Source organism: Carboxylicivirga mesophila (assembly GCF_018271975.1).
Lineage (GTDB): Bacteria > Bacteroidota > Bacteroidia > Bacteroidales > Marinilabiliaceae > Carboxylicivirga > Carboxylicivirga mesophila.
The window spans coordinates 96,261-119,781 of sequence record NZ_JAGUCN010000005.1 but is presented as its reverse complement, the minus strand read 5'-3'; the positions used below and the strand labels follow the sequence as shown (position 1 = coordinate 119,781).

Sequence of the window (23,521 nt, the reverse complement as noted above, 5' to 3'; positions counted from 1 at the left end):
TCTCCCCACAAATTTTAGCAAAATCTTTTGAAAAAAAAATTAAATCACATATTTTTGAAACGCATTATGTATGACATAATCCAATAAAATTTGAATTTATGAAAAGGAAACTATTAACAAAAAAGCTGGGCTTGGTCATGCTATTATCTTGGATATTAGGAGGTAGTGTGTTGGCTCAAAACCTAATTACAGGTGTGGTAAAAGATGCAGGAGGCGAACTTTTACCTGGTGTTTCGGTGTATGTAGAAAACACCACAAATGGAACAATTACTGGTATTGATGGTACATACCAGATTTCGGCTGATGCAAATGAGTCACTTGTTTTCTCATTTATTGGCTTTCAAACGCAGGTGATTGCAGTGGGTACACAGCAAACCATTAATGTCACTTTAGTGGAAGAGTTGAAACGATTGGATGAAGTGGTGGTAACTGGTTATACCACTCAGTCAAGAGCTGAGATGACCACTTCAATCGCTAAATTGGATACTAAGGTGTTGGAAAGTGCGCCGCGTTCAAATGCAGCTACTGCATTGCAGGGTACCATTGCCGGTTTGCAGGTGACTCAAACAACAGGACAGCCTGGCTCAACCCCAAGCCTGGTATTACGTGGGGGAACCAGCTTCGACGGAAAAGGAACGCCACTCATTTTAATTGATGGTGTACCAGGATCATTCTATGCCTTAAATGCCGATGATATTGAATCGATGGAGGTACTGAAGGATGCAGCTTCCACTGCGGTGTATGGTGCGCGTGCTGCCAATGGTGTTATATTGGTGACCACTAAAAAAGGAAAGAAAGGTAAGTCAAATGTGACCTTCAGATCTAAATTTACAACCAATAAACGTCGTGAAGATCCAATGGAATACCTGGGTGCTGCGGACTATGTGAAGTTTAACCGCCTAGGAGTGCGTGCAGCACAGGATGTGATGGGATATGCCTGGCTTGATCAGTTTCTGACTGGGGCACATGCTGCAGCTACTGGCAACAATGCTACCAATTCCATTTATACAACCATGTATTTGACCGATGATAACAAATACTTGTTGAATTATGATGGTTGGCAAACCATGGATGATCCTATTGCACCAGGAACAACTCTGCTTTTCCAGGAGAACAAAATGAATGAGCTGTTTTACCAGGAAAGCTATGGACAGGATTACAGCTTGTCGTTCGACGGAGGTAATGACAAAGGAACGTATTACCTGGGTTTGGGTATGCTTGATGATAAAGGATTGGTATTTGGCTCTGCATTTAAGCGTTACTCAGGAACATTTAATGCATCGTATAATATTTCTGATAATTTTAAAGTGTCATCCAATATTATCTATGCGCACTCTAACCAGAACTTGCCATACGATAGTGAATACAATTTATTCCAGCGTACAGCCGGTTTAGCACCAACTTCCCGCATTTATAATAACAATCCGGATGGTAGCTTGTCTGATGAATACCAGCCAGGTACTTATTTGGGCTTTGGTAATCCACTGTATTACAAGGATAAGTTTGTACGCACCAACCTTGAGCAGCGTTTAACAGCATCTGTTCAAATGGATTACAAGTTTCTGAATGATTTTACATTGACAGTTCGTGGTAGTCATTTTACGATCAATAACTCCAATGAGGCATTTAACAAAGCCTACTTAAGTTCTGGCCGATTAAATACCGATCGTAAATCGTCAGTGTCTCATGATAGAATGATGCGTAACCAAGTAACAACAATGCTCAACTATAAAAAGCGTATTAACGATGTACATAACATTAATGCGTTAGTTGGCTTCGAATATTTTAAAGAGAAGGAATTTGAGTTTGATGCCGCCACTCGCTTGTCGCCCACAGACCTGATTTATTCTATGAATGTGGGTTCTGAAGCTTCTGGTATACCTTATTCGTATCATACAGGTTATGAGATTGCGTCTGTTTTTGGACAGGTTAACTACGACTATGACTATAAGTACCTGCTGGGTTTAACTTTCCGTCGTGACGGTGCCAGCCGACTGGGAAATAACAAGTATGATTTCTTCCCTGGCGTATCGGTAGGATGGAATGTGCACAACGAAGAGTTTTACAAAGACTCTAAGATGAAATCGATTGTAAGCAGCCTGAAGCCGCGCTTAAGCTATGGTGTGAATGGCAATATTGAGGTACTATCTAATTTTGGTGTATTCGGAACCTATGCTACAACAAATGTTTACGATACACAGGCTGGCTATGTCAATAACCGTTTACCTTTGTTAGATCTGAAATGGGAGCGTTCAACAACTTTCAATATTGGATTGGATGCTGGTTTCGCTAATAACCGCATCACGTTGATGGCGGACTATTTCGTGAGAGATGTCAAAGATAAATTGGCAGGACTAACATTGCCTTTATGGACTGGTTTCTCATCTATTACTACTAATAACGGAACACTACGCAATAAAGGTCTGGAACTTCAGTTGAATGCCGATGTGATTAAAAAGAATGATCTTAATTGGAATTTGGGAGTAACCTACTATTCTGTCAGAAACTATGCGCACAAATTACCAGCTAATGGCGTTGATAATAACCGCCAGGGTGGAACAGAGATTTACGATGCAGCAACCGGCGAAACGAAATACGTTGGCGGACTACAAGAAGGTCAGCGTGTGGGTTACGACTTGATTACAGCGTATGTATTTGATGGTGTTTATCAAACACAGGAAGATATTGACGAACATGCTGGCAGAACCGTTGAATTTGCCCACCGTAAAGACACCCGCTTTTTGGGTGATGCACGTTGGAAAGATTTGAATAACGATGGTGTTATCAATCATTTGGATCGTAAAGTAATAGGCCGTACCACGCCTGATTTTGTTGGGGGTATGACTTCGAACCTGAGTTATAAGAACTTTAACCTGTTTGTTAAAACTGATTTTGCTGTTGGTCATTACATCATTAACGGACGCCGGGTTAAAGGGATAGCTCAAACTCAGGGTAACCAAAACGGACCGATTGAAATACGAGACTCGTGGACACCAGAAAATCCTACTTCAAATATTCCGATTTTCACTTTGGTGGATCGTCAGCGTAATCACATGGCTGCAGGTGGCGATCAGGGTTCTATTGACAACAGTAGTTCTCGAATGTGGGAAAAAGGAGATTATTTGGCATTGCGCGAAGTAACATTGAGCTATAATCTTAGCGGTGCTATAGCCAATAATGTATTCCAGAATATTCGTCTGTACGTGACCGGAGCTAACCTGGCCTATTTCAATGGTTTTTCTGGCAGTTCACCTGAAGTGACCAGTGGAGGAATTGATTCGGGACGTTTCCCGTTACCTCGCACATATACTTTAGGTTTAAACGTTACTTTCTAACTTTTAATACAGTTTAAAATGAAACAATTAAAATATATAGCACTATTGCTGGTTGTGACCTTGTTGGGCTCATGTGAGTTGGATATGCAACCTGAAAGTGAATTAACCTATAATGGTTTTTGGGATACGGAAGAAGCGGCTCGTGCTGCTCATGTCGGGATTTTCTCTAAATACAGGGATTATGCCTACACGCTTTGGCAAATGGGTGAATTACGCTCTGATGTGTGGGGTGGTAAAACAATTGAATCGCCATCGGGACAGGACTTGATTGATAATAACATTAGCACAACTATTGTACACTTTAATAACTGGGCTAATTTTTATGGGCTGATGCACTACATTAATGATTTCATTGTTAATGCGCCTAAAGCTCCGTTTAAGGATGAAGCTGAACTGAATCATTTATTGGGTCAGGTGTATGGTTTACGAGCTCAGGTGTATTATACCATGCTAAAAGCCTGGGGCGATGTGCCAATTACCACAGAGCCATTGTTAGAGGTGGATTTGGAAAAACTTAAGAAGCCACGTTCACCCAAAGCAGAAGTGATGAGCCAGATCAAGTCGGATATCGAAAGTTCATTGGAACATTTTGGAAGTGACAACAGTCAATGGAATGGCAAGAATGTGTATTGGTCCAAGGCAGCAACTTTAGTACTAAAAGGTGATGTATACCTGTGGTCGGGTAAGGTACTTGGTGGTGGCGATGCTGATTTTACAGCTGCTAAAACGGCTTTGTCGCAAATTACAGGCCACGAACTGGTTCCATTTGAACAACTGTGGGGACAGGGTAATGAGTTTAATAACGAGTTTATATTTGCATTTGATTATCAGCAGGATCAAGCAGGTAATTTCTACGGTAGTTTTACCGGTCGTATGGTTGATGTGGCCGGTTTATTTGATGAAACAGGTGCTTCTTTGTCTGATTTTGTAGTGAATGGAGCCAGTCGTTTCGGGCCATCAGATAAAACCAATCTCATCCTGGAAGATTTGGATGATATGCGCCGAACTACTTTTATTAAATTGTATAACGATGGCACCAATCATGTTCCATTTACACCAGATAACGCCAATTATCAAGGTGCTATTCTTAATAAGTTCCTGGGCATCATAGGTGATGATGGTTCACGTTTTAATTATAACAATGTGCCACTTTATCGCTATGCCGATGCCTTGTTATTGCTGGCCGAAGCCAAGAATAACCTGGGTGAAGATCCTGCAGCTGAGATAAATTTGGTTCGCCAGAGGGCTTATGGAGACAACTTCAGTGGACATGAATTTGCAAATGGTACAAAAGCCGAAAATGCCAAAGCTATCTTAGATGAGCGCTACAAAGAGTTCATTGGAGAAGGTAAACGCTGGTGGGATTTGGTTCGCGCTGGTGAATCGTATGTGTTTGATGAGGTGGCCTCATTGGATGAATCTGAAGCCTATAAAATCTACTATTCAATTTCTGAAAGTATGTTGGCCAACGATGATCAATTGAAACAGACAGAAGGTTATAATTAAAAGTTGTTGTTAAATTGCCCTGTAAGCTTCATATGGCTTATGGGGCAGTTTTAATCATTCAGGAGGTTTTTAAAGCTAGGATTAGTATCTTGAAAGTTATAAAAACATCTAACGAAAGAATATAGAAGACTATACATCTCTCTAAAATCAATTTCAATGAATAAAATATTAACATTTGCTCTGGTACTGCTGGCAATCAATGCATGTGCACAGTCAAGCGATAAAGAAACCAGGAATACCATTATCAATAATGTTGACCTTTTTAATGCTACAGCAAACGAAAGAGTGGCCTGTTATCGCATACCAGCACTAGTAACTGCCCCAAATGGTGATTTAATTGCAGCCATTGACGAGCGTGTGCCTTCTTGTGGCGACCTGAAATGGAGCCGCGATATCAACATTGTACTTCGTCGTAGCATTGACAACGGAAAGACCTGGTCTGATATTGAAACGGTGGTAGACTTTCCATTGGGACAGTCAGCTTCAGATCCATCCATGATTGTTGATGAAGTGACAGGTGAAATATTCATGTTTTACAACTATATGGACCTGGATAAGGAGAAGGACGTGTACTATTTTCATGTAGTGAAAAGTAAGGATAATGGAAAAACGTGGAGTGAACCCGAAGACATCACCTCACAGATTGCATTGGATGGATGGGAAAAGGACTTTAAGTTCATCACCTCAGGAAGAGGTATTCAAACGACTGATGGAACATTGCTGCACACCATTGTTAACCTGCAAAAAGGTGGACACGTCTTTGGTTCAAAGGATCATGGAAAATCATGGTTTGTCATCGATAATGCCATCCTGCCTTTTGATGAGTCAAAGATTGTTGAGTTGGCTGATGGGCGCTGGATGATTAACAGCCGTGTTCAGAAGTTGGGACATCGTTATGTGCACATATCAGATGATGAGGGACTATCATGGGAGAGCTATCCGGATACCACACTTATTGATCCGGCCTGTAATGCATCCATTATTCGTTATTCATCGGTGAAAAATGGCGATGATAAAAACCGTCTGCTATTTAGCAATGCGAAAAGTAAAGAAGGGCGTGTGAATTTGACCGTAAGAGTTAGCTACGATGAAGGGAAAACATGGACAGAAGGGAAAACAATCTATGAAGGAGGTTCAGCCTATTCATCATTAACGGTACTCGAAAATGGCGATATCGCCGTATTCTTCGAAAAAGATGGGCATAAAGAAAATCCTTTTGTCAGCTTCTCACTCGAATGGCTGACCGATGGCGAAGACTCAGTTACTAAATAGGCAATACCATTGGGATGAAGAGAGCTTTGTTATTCACCTTGATTTGCTTTGTATTGCATCTTGTTTACGCACAGTACGAGAGACCAGCTTTACTGCCATTCCCTCAAAAAGTGGAGTGGAAAGATGGATTTGTTAATTTGACAAGTGCAACGTTGAGTGTGTCAGATTCTTTAATGAAAATGGTACATCAGCAGTTTAATGAACTAGGTTGTACGATAGCGCAGAAGAGTGATATGCATCTTGAAATAAAGATGGGTGAAGCATTGAAGGATGTACCACTTAATCAGGATGAAGCTTATTATTTAACGATTAACGCAACTAATATTTCTATTCAGGCAGTTACAAAAACAGGTGTTTACAGAGCTTTACAAACCTTAAATCAATTAGTCGTAAAGCAGGGAGGTGAACTGATTGCACCTAATTGCCACATTGTTGACTGGCCGGCATTCAAAATTCGTGGTTTTATGCACGATGTAGGACGCAGTTATATTCCTGTTGAAGAATTGAAGAAGCAAATTGCATTGCTGTCACAATTCAAGATCAATGTCTTTCACTGGCATCTGACCGAAGATATTGCCTGGCGACTGGAAAGTAAAGTTTTTCCACAGTTGAATAATAGTTCCAATTTTGAACGTCAGGCAGGGAAATACTACACCTTTGAAGAGGCCAAAGACTTGGTGAAATTCTGTCAGGAGCATCATGTGCTATTGATTCCCGAAATTGATATGCCTGGGCACAGTGTGGCTTTTACTCGTGCATTAGGTCACGATATGCAATCGCCTGAAGGCATGAAGCTACTCAAACAGTTGATGGATGAAGTGTGTGTGGTGTTTGCAGATGTGCCGTATTTGCATATTGGTACGGATGAGGTGAAATTTACTAATCCTGATTTTGTGCCGGAGATGGTGGCTTATATCCGTGATAAAGGCAAAAAAGTAATTAGCTGGAATCCGGGTTGGCATTACCAGGCCGGTGAAATTGATATGATTCAGATGTGGAGCTCGCGTGGTCAATTACATCAAGGTATTCCGGCCATTGATTCGAGGCTGCATTATATTAATCATTTCGATACGTTTGCGGATAACATCGCCTTATACCATAGTAATGTGGCGGGCGTTAGTGAGTGTAGTGCAGATGTTGCCGGTTCGATTGTCGCCATTTGGAATGACCGTTTTGTGGATGAAACAAAACAGGTGATTGCTCAGAATGGTTTTTATCCTGCTATGCTGGCATTAGCCGAATCTACCTGGCAAGGAGGACGAGACAAGTACTTCTATGAGCAAGGAACTTTACTGGGGGCTGTTAATAGTGAAGAATTCAATGCGTTTAAGGATTTTGAAGAACGCATGCTCCACTTCAAAAAGAATGTTTTTAATGAAGAGCCTTTTGCCTATGTGAAGCAAACCAATGTAAAATGGCGTATCACAGATGCTTTCCCAAATAAAGGGAATTTATCACTGGCATTTCCACCGGAAGAGAAATTGCAAAAATCGTATGTATATCGGGATAATGTTTACTCAACACATGAGGCAACAGGTGCCGGAATATACCTGCGTCATGTTTGGGGAACATTAATTCCTGGTTTTTATGCTAATCCTCAGCCGAATCACACGGCTTATGCTTACACCTGGGTTTATTCACCCATTCAGCAGGAAGCAGGGATTTACGTGCGGTTCCAAAATTATGGACGATCCGAAAAAGACTTGCCACCACCTCAAGGGAAATGGGATTACAAAGAAAGTCGTATTTGGTTGAATGACAAACATATTCAGCCACCTGTTTGGGAAAACACACATGCCGTAAAATCGAACGAGATATCCTTGCGAAATGAAAATTGGGAGGGACGTCCTCCAATACAGGTGCAGTTAAATAAGGGCTGGAACAAATTATTACTGAAATTACCGATAGGCGAATTTACATCACCGGAAGTGCGATTGGTTAAGTGGATGTTTAATGCGGTATTGGTGACGACAGATGGTCATCAGGCTCTTGATAATATTGTTTATTCACCTGATAAGGATTTTAAAACAGTTGAATATGAGCGATAGAGAGGGATGTAGAATCAATTGGGCGCTGAAATTAAGCATGCTTGCTATTTTGTTATTGATTTTTGAATCAGCCGGCTATGCTCAAAAAACTAAAGTGGCATGTGTAGGCAATAGTGTGACATTTGGCTACCATATTGAGCAGCGTGAAACGAATAGTTACCCCGCTCAACTTGAGGCTATGTTGGGAGAGGATTACGAAGTTGGCAATTTTGGTAAGAGTGGCGCCACCTTGCTTCGTAAAGGACATCGTCCGTATATGGAGCAAGCCGAATTTCAGGATGCTGTTGCTTTTCAGCCAGATATCCTAATCGTTTCCTTGGGATTAAACGATACGGATCCGCGCAATTGGCCAAACTATCGTGACGATTTCATCGAAGACTATAGTGTACTGTTGGAAAGCTTTCGGAAAGCAGATGGTTCGATGCCTGAGATATGGATTGGCCGCATGACGCCCATTTTTCATACGCATCCACGATTCAAATCAGGAACGCGAGATTGGTTTTGGCAGATTCAGGCAACAATTGAGCAAGTAGCAAAAAACTGGAATGCTCAGCTTATCGATTGGCATACGCCATTGCATGCTCGCCCTGAATTGTTTCCGGATGCTTTGCACCCAACTAAAGAGGGGGCAACAATCATGGCTAAGTTGGCCCATCAACACATCACAGGCGATTTTGGTGGATTGCATGTGGCCTCAGTGTTCAGCGATCATATGGTGTTGCAACGCGATACTATTATTGCGATATGGGGAACGGCCAATCGGGGTGAGCGTGTTTCCGTGCAATTTAACGGCACGAGTATGGACGTTGAAACTGGATTCGACGGAAAATGGGAAGTCGAATTACCGTCAATGCAATGGGGTGGTCCTTATGCTTTAACTGTTAAAACAGAAACGGAACAAATTACTATCAAGGATGTCATGTTAGGTGATGTTTGGCTATGTTCCGGTCAGTCTAATATGGTATTTACGGTAAAGCAATCCAATAGAGGTTCAGAAGCTTTAAATCAAGCATTACCCTACAATATCCGATTGATGAATTATCATCCATTGGCTGAAACAAATAATACAGCTTGGGATTCAATTATTTTGCAAAAGGTGAATGAGTTGGAGTATTTATCAGGAAAATGGGAGTTGGCAAGCAGCCAGTCTGTAGCTGATTTTTCGGCTATCGGATGGTACTTTGGAACTCAGCTGGAACAAGAGCTTAATGTACCAATTGGTTTGATACAGTTGGCTGTAGGAGGAAGTCCGACTGAAGCCTGGATTGACCGGAAAACATTGGAACACCATGCGCAATTGGTGAATATGCTATACGACTGGCAAAATAACGATCATACCATGCAATGGTGCCGCGAGCGGGCAGGAGTTAATATTCAGAATGCAAAATCAACTTTTCAGCGTCATCCGTATCAACCGGCTTATTTATATGAATCAGGAATCAGTCAAATTGAAGGTCTGGCTATAAAGGGCGTTTTGTGGTATCAGGGTGAATCCAATGCTCATAATGTGGAATTGCATGAAGCGTTATTTCCTGTAATGGTGCAATCCTGGCGCGATGGCTGGAATCAACCAGATTTACCTGTTTTATTTGCACAACTATCATCCTTGAACAGACCAAGCTGGCCACATTTTCGCGATAGTCAACGACGATTGGCTCAACAGCTGCCCCATGTGTCTATGGTGGTGACCAGCGATTGGGGCAATGAAACGGATGTACATCCTAAGAATAAGTACCCGGTGGCCGAACGATTTGCTAATACAGCTTTACGTGAGGTTTATGGAGAAAATGATGTGCCATTTGGAAATGTGGAGATTGAGGGCGTAAATGCAGGTAAGGATGGAATAGAAATAGTTTTTAATCATACGCAAAAGCTCCAAACAACAGATGGAGAAAATATAAGGGAACTGGAAGTAGCCGGTGAGGATGGTATATTTCATCCGGCTGATGCTACTGTAAAGAAAAATACGCTTGTCATTAAAACTGAAAATATATCGGTTAAAGCGATTCGATATGCCTGGAAGCCTTATTCTCAGGCTAATTTGACCAACGAAAACGGAACTCCGGTTTCTACTTTCCGAATAGATGCTCCATTTGATAACAAGACTAAATAGCTGACCATGATACACAATAAAACAAACACCCGTTGGTATAGCATGCTGGGCCTAATGATTATACTGACAACTGTGCAGGGGGTGGCGCAGGAGTCCCGTTTTGGTACCTATTACCAGCAACGAAAGACATTGTTTGAAAAGTTACCAAATACTAAAAAGGAAATTATCTTTCTGGGGAACAGTATTACTGATGGCTGCGAATGGAGCGAGTTATTGCAGAATAAGCATGTGAAAAACCGCGGAATAAGTGGCGATATTACTGAAGGTGTGCTGTATCGATTGGCCGAAGTAACTGAATCGAAACCTGCCAAAGTGTTTTTGCTGATTGGTGTTAATGACCTGGCACGTAGCATTTCTAACGATACCATTTACGCTAATATTTGCCGAATAGCTCAGGTAATAAATGAGCAATCGCCTAAAACGAAAGTATATATCCAGAGCATCCTGCCGGTGAATCCTGAGTTTGGAAAATTCACCGGGCATTGCTCCAAAACCGATGACATTTTGTGGATAAATGACCAACTGGCCAAGTGGTGTGTACATGAGTCAGCTGAATTTATTGACCTGTTTTCACACTTTAAAAATACCACTAATAACCTGATGAATCCATCATACACCAATGATGGACTGCATCTGACAGGTGAAGGCTATTTATTGTGGGCCACATTAATCAAGCAGTATTTATAATGAAGTAGATAACTGCTACTATATAAAACAAAGAGAGATAAAACGAATAGATATAATTAGCGATGGAAAAGATTAAAGGACTTATTGCAGCGCCTTTCACGCCAATGACGGCTGATGGTGGCATTAATTTGAATATTATCCCTTCTTACTACCAATTTTTGAAACAAAATGGCGTAGCCGGGGCGTTTATTAACGGAAGTACCGGTGAAGGGGTGTCACAAACAACGCAAGAACGCAAGCTGGTGGCTGAGGCCTGGGCCAATGAAATTAAGCAGGATGCTTCGCCTATGAAGCAGATTAATTTAGTGGGAGGAACGTCTTATCAGGAATGCATTGATTTGGCAAAACATTCACAGTCAGTAGGCGTTGATGCCATCGCCATTCTGGCACCTTTTTACTTCAAGCCGCCAAGCGTTAAGGAGCTGGCTGAATTTGTAAAAATGATCGGACAAGCGGTGCCTGAATTGCCGGTATATTTCTATCATATCCCGGTGTTGACAGGCGTGGGATTTGCCATGATTGACTTACTGAAAGAACTGCATGGGCAGATGCCAAATTTTGCCGGAATTAAATACACCCACGAGGATTTCATGGATTACCTTTCATGCCTGCACTTCGCCGATGGACAGTACGATATGCTGTGGGGAAGAGATGAGAATATGCTGTCTGCCTTAGTTTTAGGAGCGGAAGGAAGTGTAGGAAGTACCTTTAACTATGCAGCTCCGCTTTATCATCAACTGATGGCTGCTTACCAGAAAGGGGAAATTAAAGAAGCCCGTGAATTGCAACAACAGTCTATTGATATGATTCGCTTATTGGGGAAATATGGAGGCATTGGCACAGGTAAGGCATTTATGCGCTATGTTGGTATTGAATGCGGTGGATTTCGTTTGCCAGTTAAAGCCATGACTGAAGAAGCGTATCAACAATTTGTTCAGGATGTGAAAGCGCTGGAAATGGAAGCGTTGTTTTCAAAAGGAGAGTAGCATGAGATATATTGCATCAATTTTACTATTTGTGTTAGCATTGCTGTCGGGTTCTGTAAGGGCTCAGCAGCATCTGACTCAGTCAGCATTGGATGTTTTACCCGCTATTGTCAAAGGTCATCCACATCATGGTTGGGCCGGTGCCTTTATTGGTCAACATAACGATGTAGTGGTGCTGGCCGGAGGTTCGGCTTTTCCTGATGCTAAACCTTGGGAAGATGGTCAAAAACAATACTCCAATGAGGTATTATTGGGGTGGGAAGAAAACGGGCAATTCACCTGGCATGTGGATAAAACATCGCTGCCAGAATCAGTAGCTGGTGGAGCAGCTGTTTCCTTACCAGAGGGAATTCTATGCACAGGTGGAGCCAATGAAAAAGGGATATTGGCTGAAGCTTCTCTTATCAAAGTAACAAATAAGACCACTGAATTTTTACCTTTTACCAAACTGCCATTTCCGCTGAAAGATCACGGGATGACTGCTATAGGTCGTGAGGTATTCATCGTTGGCGGCGTAACCCCTCAAGGTTACAACACACAATTGTTAGTGTTAAATTTGGATGCACCAGAAAAAGGCTGGCAGATGCATGACGGATTGCCGCATGGTATTACTAATGCCATTGTGGAAAGCCAGATGGATGGGAATGAGCAGTGTTTATATGTGATTGGAGGTCGGTACAAGCAGGAAGGGGAGTTCATCACCACCTTCAGTAGTGAAGTTTGGAAGTACATCCCATCTCAGCAGAAATGGGAACAAAAACATCCGATTACGATAGCAGGGCAACGTTCCATGAAATTGGCCGCAGCAGCTGGTGTTAAGATGGGTGCTTCACACATTGTTCTGGTTGGAGGTGACAGTGGGGCTGTGTTTAACCAGGTAGAAAAAGCCATTGGAGCTATGGCCTCAGATAATGATTCTATTCGTCAGCAGGCTAAATCGGAACGAAATCAGTTATGGTTAAATCACAGTGGGTTTAATAAAAAGATATTGGTTTATAATACCATTACCGATAGCTGGTTTAGTGCAGGAGAGTTGGAGAATAGTGCCCCGGCTGTAACTTCAGCTGTCATTTGGAAAAATAAAGTGCTGGTGCCTTCAGGGGAGATTCGGCCGGGCATTCGTACTGACCAGGTTATTGCTTTGGATTTTGAATCGAATGGTGGTTTTGGCTGGTTAAATTACCTGGTGTTAGTCCTGTTCTTTATTGCCATGTTGCTACTAGGTTTCTATTTCATGAAGCGTGAAGGTGATGATCAGGACTTTTTTAAAGCAGGTGGTCGTATTCCTTGGTGGGCGGCTGGAATCAGTATTTTTGCCACTACCTTAAGTGCTATTACTTTTATTGCCATACCGGCCAAAGCTTATGCCACTGACTGGCGCATGCTGATATTCAACTTTACCATTATTATGGTGGTACCGGTGATTATTCGTTATTACCTGCCGTTTTTCAGGCGTTTAAAAATCGGAACTGCCTATGAATATCTGGAGATGCGTTTTAACCGAACAGTGCGTTGGGTAGCCTCGATACTGTTTATCCTGTTTATGATTACGCGCATTGCCATTGTATTGTTTTTGCCGTCACTGGCCTTACATACGGTCACTGGTTTTAGCGTTTACTGGTCCATCATTATTATGGGGGTGGTGACTATTGTGTACTGCACCAGTGGTGGTATTGAAGCCGTTGTTTGGGGCGATGTGATTCAGGGTTTCATCCTGATGGCAGGTGCTTTGTTTGCTATGGTTTTTATGGTAGCCGGCGTAGATGGCGGTTTGGGTGGTTTCATTCAGTTATCGCTTGACCAGGATAAGTTGTTTTTATTTGATACCAGCCTGGATTGGTCCAAACCAGTGATGTGGGTGGTGCTTCTAGGAGGCTTTGCCAATAGTTTAATTGCCTATACCAGTGACCAATCGGTGGTTCAGCGTTATATGACTACAAAGGATGAACGTGCTACAGCCCGAAGCATCTGGTTAAACGGCATTATCAGCGTACCTGTGTCGATTGTATTCTTCCTCTTAGGAACAGGCTTATATGCCTTTTACACATCCAATCCGGAAGCAATTTCCATTACCATTCCAAAACTGGATGCCGTTTTTCCGCATTTTATTGTGAGTGAGATGCCGGCCGGACTGGCTGGTTTGTTGATAGCTGCGGTTTTTGCAGCAGCCATGTCCACCTTGTCATCCAACATTAACTCGGTAGCTGCTGTGATTACATCTGATTTTTACAAAGTGCTGAAATTGAATGTGTCTGCCAAAAGCACCTTGCTGGTGGCGCGTTGGTCCGGTATCATCGTCGGAGTGTTGGGCATTGGCATGGCTTTGGTATTAGCCACCTGGGATATTGCTTCGTTATGGGATCAGTTCAATACCTTCCTGGGATTATTAACCGGAGGATTAGCCGCTTTCTTTATGATGGGAATTTTCTTTAAGCGTATTTCCGGTATAGCAGCCTTAATTGGTGTTGCAGTTGGTTTGGTGGCTTTACTTTATCTGCGTAATGCTTCCGATATGTCGTTTCTGTTGTATGGTGCAGCCGGCATTACAGTGAGCGTGTTGGTAGGATGGCTATTAAGTTTTATCTGGCCTGCTAAATCTGTAGAAAGTCAGTTAGTTTATGAAGGAATAAAAAAGAACCGGGAAAAGAAATAAGGGATGAATAATAGAAAAGTTAGTAAAGAACGCATCGAACAATTTATCAACCAATATCGGAATGAATTGGAGGGCAGCGTGATTCCTTTCTGGATGAATCACTCAAAAGACACAACTCATGGTGGTTATTTTACCTGCCTGACCAGGGAAGGAGAGGTATATGATACCGACAAGTTTATCTGGTTGCAGGCCCGTGAGGTATGGCAGTTTGCTAAATTGTACAACACCTACGAACAAAGGGAAGAGTGGCTTGAAATGGCCTTGCATGGTGCTCGTTTTTTGCAGAAGCATGGCGCAGATGAGAAAGGGCAATGGTATTTCTCATTGAATCAGCAAGGAGAGCCATTGATTCAGCCTTACAATATCTTTTCGGATTGCTTTGCAACAATGGCGTTTGGCCAGTTATACAAGGCGACAGGAGATGAGGAATATGGACAGCTGGCCCGTGATACGTTTTACTCGATTTTAAAGCGTCAGGATAATCCCAAAGGAACCTACAACAAAGCGTATCCTGGAACACGGGTACTAAAGAATTTTGCATTGCCTATGATTTTATCCAATCTGGCACTGGAAATTGAATCCTTATTACCACAGGAAATGATTCAGGAGACATTGGACAAAATCATTCATGAGGTGATGGAAGTATTTTATTTTCCTGAAGAAAGCCTTGTTCTGGAGAATGTGAGTCTGGATGGACAGTTCGTCGATTGCTTTGAGGGGCGTTTAATGAACCCAGGGCATGCCATCGAAGCCATGTGGTTTATGATGGATTTGGGTGAAAAACTGAATCGACCTGAATTAATTGAGAAAGCCGTTAAAATCACATTGGATACCTTGGAATATGGTTGGGATAAAGAACATGGAGGAATCTTTTATTTCATGGATTTAAAGGGCCATCCAACGCAGCAACTCGAATGGGATCAGAAGCTTTGGTGGGTACATCTGGAGACTTTGGTAGCATTGCTGAAAGGCTATTATCATACCGGAAATGAGGCTTGTTGGGAATGGTTTGAAAAAGTACATGATTATGCCTGGAATCACTTTTCAGATCCGGAGCATGGCGAGTGGTATGGATACCTGAGCCGCGAAGGAAAAGTATTGCTGCCATTAAAAGGCGGCAAGTGGAAAGGTTGCTTTCATGTGCCCAGAGGTTTGATGTATTGTTTACAAACTTTGGAACGAATTAATGATAGGAAATAGTTTTTCCTGTTTGTTTAGATTTTTGAGGCCGGTTGTTACCGGCCTTTCTTGTCAATCGTCTATTGCCAATTAAGTTTACCTCAAAAGGATTGTATGCAATGGTACATCATTTTGCTATTGTATGCTTGATGTGTTATCCCCTTTATACTTCGATGGCGTTGTTCCAAACTGCTCTACAAAACATTTACGGAAATAAGCTGCATCATTAAAACCAATTTTGGTGGCCGTTTCGCTAACCGAATAATTCCCCGATTTCAATAATTGAGCCGCATACCTGATTCGGATGGAGCGTATAAAAGTGGCAATGTTATCACCGGTGAAGGTCTTAATTCGACGATAAAGAGTGGGTTGACTCATATTAAGCTTTTCGGCCAGCATAGCGGCATTAAACATTGGATTGGTCAGGTTTTTTTCAACTAGTTCAATGGCCTGTCTGATAAACAGTTCATTCTGTGGTTCTATCTCAACGTTAGACGGTGATAAGGTAACTTTTTGACTGTAATATTGCTTTAAATGAGCTCTGTTTTTTAGTATGTTATCAACTTTTGTTAATAGGATTTCCGAAGCGAATGGTTTGGTAAGGTAGTCATCGGCACCTGTTTCCAATCCTTCCAGCATATCACTTTCTTCACTTTTAGCCGTTAGCATTATCACTGGAATGTGGCAAAGATGGTCGTCTGTTCTAATCGTCTCGCAGAGCTGGTGTCCGTCCATTAAGGGCATCATCACATCTGTAATAATTAGGTCTGGCTGTTCTTTTTCAATCAGTATTAAAGCTTCTTTTCCATTGGCAGCATGTTGGATGGCATACCTGCTGCTAAGCAAAGAGCCTAGATAGTGGCGCAATTCCTCATGATCTTCAACAATCAGTACTTTAAAACTATTTGGCTCTTCATTTTGTACAATAGATTTTACTGGTTGCTTTCTGGCTTCAGGAATCAAAGGCTCTTTAGTGGTTTGGCCTTTTCCTTTTTCAGCATCGCTCAAATGCTGATGTCCTAATGGTATTCTAACAGTGAACTCAGCTCCTTTGCCCGGTTTACTTTCGACAGCAATATTTCCATGATGCAGTTGTACAAGCTCTTTTACCAGTGAAAGACCAATGCCTGAGCTACTAATGTCTTTGATTGCTTGATTTTGAAGCTGATAAAAGCGTTCAAAAATTTTCTCGTGTTCAGATTCAGGAATACCGGGGCCGCTATCTTTAACAGAGATTAGGCACTCGTCGTTCTTGCATTTGACATGGATGGATACGGTACTTTTCTCAGGAGAGAATTTTATGGCATTTGACAGCAGGTTAGATACCACAATTTGCAGCTTCTCAACATCAAACCAAACTTTAGCAGAGGATTGATCAGAATCAAAAATGAGCTGTACATTTCTCATTTGCGCAAATGGCTTAAAACGCTCAGTCAGCTTCTCAATAAACCCGACGATATCATTTTCGGAAGCCTGGAGCTGCATTTGTGTCACTTCAGCTTTGCGTAAATCAAGCAGTTGTGAGATTAAAGCATATAGGTGTGCCGCCTGTTGATGAACCATCTCCAACTGTTTATTTGCAAATTCCGGTAGCGACTTTGTTCTCAGTAAATCCTTTACTGGCGCAAGGATCAATGTGAGAGGCGTTCGTAACTCATGAGATATATTGGTGAAAAAGCGAGATTTCATCTCGGCCAGCTCATGCTCTTTGTCTTTTTCTATTCGGGCGATGTTTAACTCATGTTCCAGCTCTTTACTCTGTAACTCCAAATCTTTAGTCCGGTAGATTTGCTTCATCCGGTAGCGGTAGAAACCTGTTAAAAGTAAAATGATAGTGGTCGCAATCAAGAGTTGTCCCCACCAGCTTGCATACCAGGCCGGATAAATTGTGACGGCTAGTTGGGCTGGTTGTTCATTCCAAACTTCATCGCAGTTGGCAGCCAAAACCTCGAACCTGTAGCTGCCCGGTTTCAGGTTGTTGAAGGTCACAGCCCCTTGCGTTCCATCAACTGAGGTCCAGTCTTCTTCAAAGCCTGACAAACGGTACTTATATTTATTCGATTTTTGATTGAGGTATGATAATCCAACGAAGTTGACGGCAAAGCTGTTTATGGGATGATGCAGTTCGATGGCAGACGTATATGGTGCAGCTTTGGTCAGAAGCACCTTCTTATTCACAGTCTCCATCACACGAACAGGATGGTTTTGTATCTCAATTTCGGTGATATAAACAGGCGTTGAATAGTCCCTTTTCTGAATACTATCCGGATGAAAGTATAACAGCCCTTTGTTGTTGCCAAAAATGAGTTGTCCATCCGGCGTTTTAAAAACAGCGCGCAGGTTATTGGCAATATAGTAGTTGGTAAACGTTTGTGTTTGGGTATTGAACTTTGAAATGCCTGAGTTGGTGCCAATCCATAGCTCATTAGCTTGAGAAGTTAAACAAGCCACAAAATTATGGCATAAGCCATCACGCTTGTCAAAAAAGTGAATGGTTGAATGCATGGCATCGTAATAGCCCAGGGCGCTTCTGTAACCAATCCATATTCGGCCATCCGGCATCTGATGAAGTGCCCACACCTCTTTATTTCCCAAAATATCGGATGAGGTGTGTAAATCGTTGAACTGATTAAAACGAAACGAATCAAGCTCCTGATAGATGAGCTTGTTCAGACCATTATCTGTACCTATCCACAGAGCTTTATCCTTATCTTCCAGTATGGCCCTGATGTTGTTGCCCGATAGTTGATACTTAATCTTTGAATTAGCTTGTGTCAGATGAAATTCATTATTATCTCTGCCATAGAGGATTAAGCCATTGCTGGTGCCTAACCAAAAACGCCCTTGGCTGTCAATGGATAAGGCTTGAATCCGGCCTTCCCAATTTTCATTTTTTGCAGGTTTGACTTTTATTTCTCTAACAATATCCTGTTCAGGTTGATAATACAATAGCGACGATTCCAATGTACCAAACCAAATATTTCCAGATTCATCTGTTACAGATGAAAGAACAATGTCTGAAGGAATGAATCTATTTCCTTTGCCGGAGGTAGAAAATTGTTCGATGCCATTTGTCGGCTCTGATGATAGTGGCAGAGTTGTTTTCTTGATTCCACCATGATAGAGGGCTATGTAGAGATTATTCTGCCAATCAGAGCTGAAGCTTTTAACCTCGTATAGACTATTAAAGCGGATACGGCTGAAAAACTGTTTCTCCAGGTTGATTTTAACTGCTCCACCACCGTGCGTGCCAATCCAGATAACGCCTGAAGGGTCAGATAAAATCGAAATCACCCGATTCTCCAGTTTATCTTTAAACAGGGAATGATCCCAATTATAGTGTTGACTCCTGGTTTTGTTATTTAGTATGTGGACCTGGTCTAATCCATCCCAGGTGGCAATCCAGTAGTCTCCACTGTAATCCTTTACAACACCGTAAACATCTTTGTGGCTGATGATCGTATTATCATTGGGTTGATGGGCGATGACCTCTATTTCACCGGTATTTGTGTTTAAGATATAGATACCATGACCAATGGTGGATATGATCAAATGATTGTCAATAAATGAAAGATTGGTCACAATGAACATTGGATGGCCAGAACTGGAGGGTTTTAATGGGAAAGAATGAAACTGATCGGTGGTTGGGTTGTAGCTAACCACCATGTTGGTATTGGTACCCATCCATATTTGGCTATCAGGTGCTTTCGCAATGCAGGAAAAAGTATCGTATAATAGGCTTCGGCTGTTGGTTTTATTTCGCCATACAACACTGTAATCTTCAATCCTGTTGGCAAAATCAGCAAACTTTAGAATAGCTAGTCCCGAAGATGTGGATAGAATAACCCCCTTGTTAAAATCACCCGAAACTCCATTCACAGGGATAGAGTTAAAAGTGTTGTCAGGAGCAGGATTGATTTTGATGTGAGCCCGGAATGATTCAGTTGTAGGGTCAAAAACATACAACCCATTGGGAGAGCCAATCCATAAATAGCCATCTGGACATTGGTACAGGCTAAGTACATGAAGCGAACTTTTTTCAGGATAGTAGGATTTGAGATTGAATCCATCATAACGATTGAGCCCATCTGAAGTACCAAACCATATAAATCCCGAATCATCTTTCAGGATGGCGTTAACATTGTTATCCGATAAACCATCCTGCAAGGTAATGTACTCTGCACTGATGGAGTAGTCGGTGGCAGCTACATACTGAATGAAGTATCCCAGAATTATAATTGCAAGAAGTCTTGAACGCATTGATGGCCCCTTTTAGATAGTTGTAGTCCAAAAATACAAAAATCTATTCACCTGCATTCTTGATTAAAGATGTGGACTATTAATGCTTTGTAAGTAGAAGATAATCAGCATTTAGAATTGTGTGATGATTAATTAATCCATATAAATTGAATAATCTGTCTATGTGATGACTGCACAAAAAACCATTGATTCTTGATGATTTCACCGCTGCCAGGTCGCAGCAAGGGCTGATAAATTTGTAATTGATGTATTCGCATAAAAATAACAGTCAAAATAACGTCAGATGATCAAAGGTGGACTAATAGCTTGTATGCTGTTTATTGTTTTTAGCATCAACAGCCAAAACAATAAATGGGAAAATCAGCACATTATTCAGGAGAATAAAATGGATGCAAGGGCAACTTCGTACTCTTACAGAAGTGTGAGCGCTGCCCAAAATATGGATCGGGAGCAGTCCGAAGTCCAGTCATTAAATGGAGACTGGCAATTCCGTTTCACGCCAGATAGTAAAAATCGTTCTACTGATTTTGTAACTATTGATTATGATGCACATTTGTGGGATACTATTTCGGTGCCATCATGCTGGGAAATGCAAGGTTACGGAACACCTATTTATACCAATGAAGTATATCCGTTTACGCCCAATGCGCCTTTCATCGACAGGACGAACCCTGTTGGTTCATATATAAAAGAGTTCGAATTGCCTGAAAAATGGCAGGATGAACAGGTAATCATCCATTTTGGAGGAGTGTCATCGGCATTCTATTGCTGGTTGAATGGAGAGTACGTTGGTTATAGCCAAGGCAGCCGCTTGCCAGCTGAGTTTGATTTAACCAACCACCTTCAACCGGGAAAGAATAAGCTGGCAGTTCAGGTGATTCGCTGGTCCGATGGTAGTTACCTCGAAGATCAGGATCACTGGCGAATGAGCGGTATTAATCGTGAGGTGTATTTAATGGCCCAACCAAAGATTCATGTTAATGATTTTGCCATCCGCACGCCTCTTGATAATGATTATCAAAGTGCGCTGTTTCAGATACGCCCTGAAGTGGTTGTAACTGACGGTAACAGTAAAGGTTGGACGCTGGAAGTAAACTTGCTGGACCAAAATGGAAGTTCAGTATTGGATAGCGCTATGCAGCTACCAGTAAATAGCATTATAAACGAGTGGTATCCGGCCCGTGATAATGTTTATTTCGGAAAGATGGAAACTCGCATTGACCAGCCACATCTTTGGAGCGATGAAGATCCATATTTGTACACGGCTCTCATCACACTGTTGGATAATGCAGGAAAGGTAGTTGAGGCGCGCAGCAGTTATGTTGGTTTTCGTGAATACACTTACAGCGACAAAGGTGCTTTTTTAGTTAACGGCAAGCCCGTAAAACTAAAAGGAGTGAATCGTCACGACCACAGTGAGACAGGTGGTAAAACAATGACGCGTGAGGAGATGAAGCGCGATATTGAACTGATGAAACTGTACAATCTGAATGCAGTTCGTACAGCTCATTACCCTAATGATCCTTATGTGTATGAGTTGTGTGATCGTTATGGTATTTACGTGATGGACGAAGCGAATATTGAGTCACACGGCTATGGAGGTAAACTGGCCAATGATCCTTCATGGAATCAATCATTTATGGATCGGGTGATTCGCATGGTGGAGCGCGACAAAAACCACGCATCCATTTTCTCATGGTCGTTGGGTAACGAGTCGGGTTGTGGACCAAATCACGCGGCGGCAGCTGGCTGGATTCGCGATTTCGATCCTACTCGTCTGATCCATTACGAAGGAGCACAGGGAGTACCAACACACCCTGATTACATCCCACTCAACTCTAAAGAATGGGGTGTCAGATACCACTCAAAAATGGCGAATCCAACCGATCCGTCTTATGTGGACATGCTCAGTCGTATGTATCCCTCATTGGAACAGCTGGAGGCGCTGGGGAGCAATCCTGATTTAAAGAGGCCCGTTGTGATGTGTGAATACGCCCATGCGATGGGTAATTCACTTGGCCATTTAAAAGAGTACTGGGACATCGTTTACGAGCATCCGATTATTGCGGGTGGGTTTATTTGGGACTGGATTGACCAGGGTATTCGTGCTGAAGATGAAGATGGAACAGTTTTTTGGAAATATGGCGGTGACTTTGGCGATCAACCTAATCTGGGTAATTTCTGCCTCAATGGTATTGTAGGTCCGGATCGTTCTGTCAAGCCTCAATTGCAAGAATGCAAGTACGTGTTTCAGCCCATTCGTTTCAACGCGATTGATATTAAAGAAGGACAAATCGCCATTGAAAGCTTGTACAATTTCATTTCAACAAACGAATACTATTTTAAGTGGTCGGTGTCAAAAGAAGGAAAGGAACTGCGTTCAGGCACCATCAATGATATAGTGATTGAGCCAGGCCAGATGCATCAATTGGCCTTGCCTCTAAATAAGATAAAGCTACAGGATGATAGTGAATATGTGGTACGCGTGAGCATGCATCATAAACACGAAACGGCCTATTCAGCAGCAGGCTATGAGGTAGCCAAACAGCAGTTCATTGTTACACCGGAGAAAAGCACAGCTGATGTGTCTCCCAAAGGCAATAAAGGACTGACATTGACGCAGACGGATGAGCAGATTACGATTGCCAACAAACAGTTTGAGGTGCAATGGTCGAAGATAACCGGTCAGCTGACGAGCTATGCATTTAAAGGACACAGATATATTGAGGCCGGTCCCCAGGCGAACTTCTGGCGTCCGCAAACCGATAACGATTTCCGGGGATGGAAATCACATAAGCAATCGGGCTTTTGGAGAGATATTAAGCATGTTGAACCTGAAGTAAATGTATCTGTGGAGCAGAGTACAGCCTCATGTTATCGGGTATATGTGGAGCAGGTATACAGTGACTCATTGAGTGTGACAACTAAATACGATGTTGACAACCAGGCCAATGTGTTGGTGGAGATGGCAGTAGAAATGAATGAACAACTACCGATGCCTTTAAGAATAGGTTCGGAACTGAACATTAGCTCATCACTTCAGAGTATGAAGTTTTATGGTAAAGGGCCTTGGGAAAACTACAATGACCGGGCATTCTCGGCTGAGTTGGATGTACATAAGGGGACAGTTAAAGATTTCATCCATCACTATGTAACTCCTCAGGAGTGCAGTAATCATACCGAGGTGCGATGGCTTGAACTGACCAATGCACAAGGCAAAGGTATTCGCATTACCGGGGCTCAACCATTAAGTACATCGGTTTGGCCATGGTCGGCTAAGAATCTGGAAGCAGCCAAACACATTAATGAGCTGAAAACAGCACAACATTTAACCCTTAACCTGGATCTATTGCAAGTTGGAGTAGGCGGAACAAATACCTGGTCAGAAAAATCAAAAACGATTGAAAAGTACCAGATTCAGCCAGGTGACTATACTTACTCCTATCAGATATCAGCGATTAAATAATAAAACCCAAGCATCT

The 23,521-nt window shown here is 42.2% G+C and carries 11 protein-coding genes; 10 read left to right on the top strand and 1 reads right to left on the bottom strand.

Going from position 1 to position 23,521, the window contains the following annotated elements:
- Positions 1–98: 98 nt before the first annotated feature.
- The 9 genes from KEM09_RS06205 (at position 99) to KEM09_RS06165 (ending at position 15,800) form a co-directional block, all read left to right on the top strand.
- Complete coding sequence (locus KEM09_RS06205; RefSeq protein ID WP_212226808.1) at positions 99–3,335, top strand: SusC/RagA family TonB-linked outer membrane protein; 3,237 nt, start codon at positions 99–101, stop codon at positions 3,333–3,335.
- A gap of 18 nt (positions 3,336–3,353) precedes the next feature.
- On the top strand, positions 3,354–4,841 hold the full coding sequence (locus tag KEM09_RS06200; RefSeq protein WP_212226806.1) for a RagB/SusD family nutrient uptake outer membrane protein: 1,488 nt from the start codon (positions 3,354–3,356) through the stop codon (positions 4,839–4,841).
- 156 nt (positions 4,842–4,997) lie between these two features.
- Complete coding sequence (locus KEM09_RS06195) at positions 4,998–6,113, top strand: sialidase family protein (RefSeq protein ID WP_212226803.1); 1,116 nt, start codon at positions 4,998–5,000, stop codon at positions 6,111–6,113.
- A gap of 14 nt (positions 6,114–6,127) precedes the next feature.
- Entirely contained in the window at positions 6,128–8,161 is a 2,034-nt protein-coding gene (locus KEM09_RS06190; protein WP_212226802.1) for a family 20 glycosylhydrolase, read from the top strand.
- Positions 8,151–10,274, top strand: a complete 2,124-nt coding sequence (locus KEM09_RS06185) for a GDSL-type esterase/lipase family protein (RefSeq protein ID WP_212226801.1) — start codon at positions 8,151–8,153, stop codon at positions 10,272–10,274. Before KEM09_RS06190 ends, KEM09_RS06185 begins: the two co-directional genes overlap by 11 nt.
- Positions 10,275–10,280: 6 nt before the next feature.
- Positions 10,281–10,961 (top strand): GDSL-type esterase/lipase family protein, encoded by a 681-nt coding sequence (locus KEM09_RS06180; RefSeq protein WP_244824873.1) that lies wholly within the window; start codon positions 10,281–10,283, stop codon positions 10,959–10,961.
- A 62-nt stretch (positions 10,962–11,023) separates the two neighbouring features.
- Complete coding sequence (locus KEM09_RS06175; protein WP_212226800.1) at positions 11,024–11,947, top strand: dihydrodipicolinate synthase family protein; 924 nt, start codon at positions 11,024–11,026, stop codon at positions 11,945–11,947.
- A 1-nt stretch (position 11,948) separates the two neighbouring features.
- Complete coding sequence (locus tag KEM09_RS06170; RefSeq protein ID WP_212226799.1) at positions 11,949–14,600, top strand: sodium:solute symporter family protein; 2,652 nt, start codon at positions 11,949–11,951, stop codon at positions 14,598–14,600.
- Between the two features lie 3 nt (positions 14,601–14,603).
- Complete coding sequence (locus tag KEM09_RS06165) at positions 14,604–15,800, top strand: n-acyl-d-glucosamine 2-epimerase (RefSeq protein WP_212226798.1); 1,197 nt, start codon at positions 14,604–14,606, stop codon at positions 15,798–15,800.
- A gap of 114 nt (positions 15,801–15,914) precedes the next feature.
- Here KEM09_RS06165 and KEM09_RS06160 read toward each other — a convergent pair whose 3' ends face one another.
- Positions 15,915–20,039 (bottom strand): hybrid sensor histidine kinase/response regulator, encoded by a 4,125-nt coding sequence (locus tag KEM09_RS06160; protein ID WP_212226796.1) that lies wholly within the window; start codon positions 20,037–20,039, stop codon positions 15,915–15,917.
- A gap of 283 nt (positions 20,040–20,322) precedes the next feature.
- Here KEM09_RS06160 and lacZ point away from each other — a divergent pair, with 283 nt between their 5' ends.
- Positions 20,323–23,505: a beta-galactosidase, LacZ type gene (lacZ, locus tag KEM09_RS06155; protein ID WP_212226794.1), complete on the top strand. Its 3,183-nt coding sequence runs from the start codon at positions 20,323–20,325 to the stop codon at positions 23,503–23,505.
- Positions 23,506–23,521 lie beyond the last annotated feature (16 nt).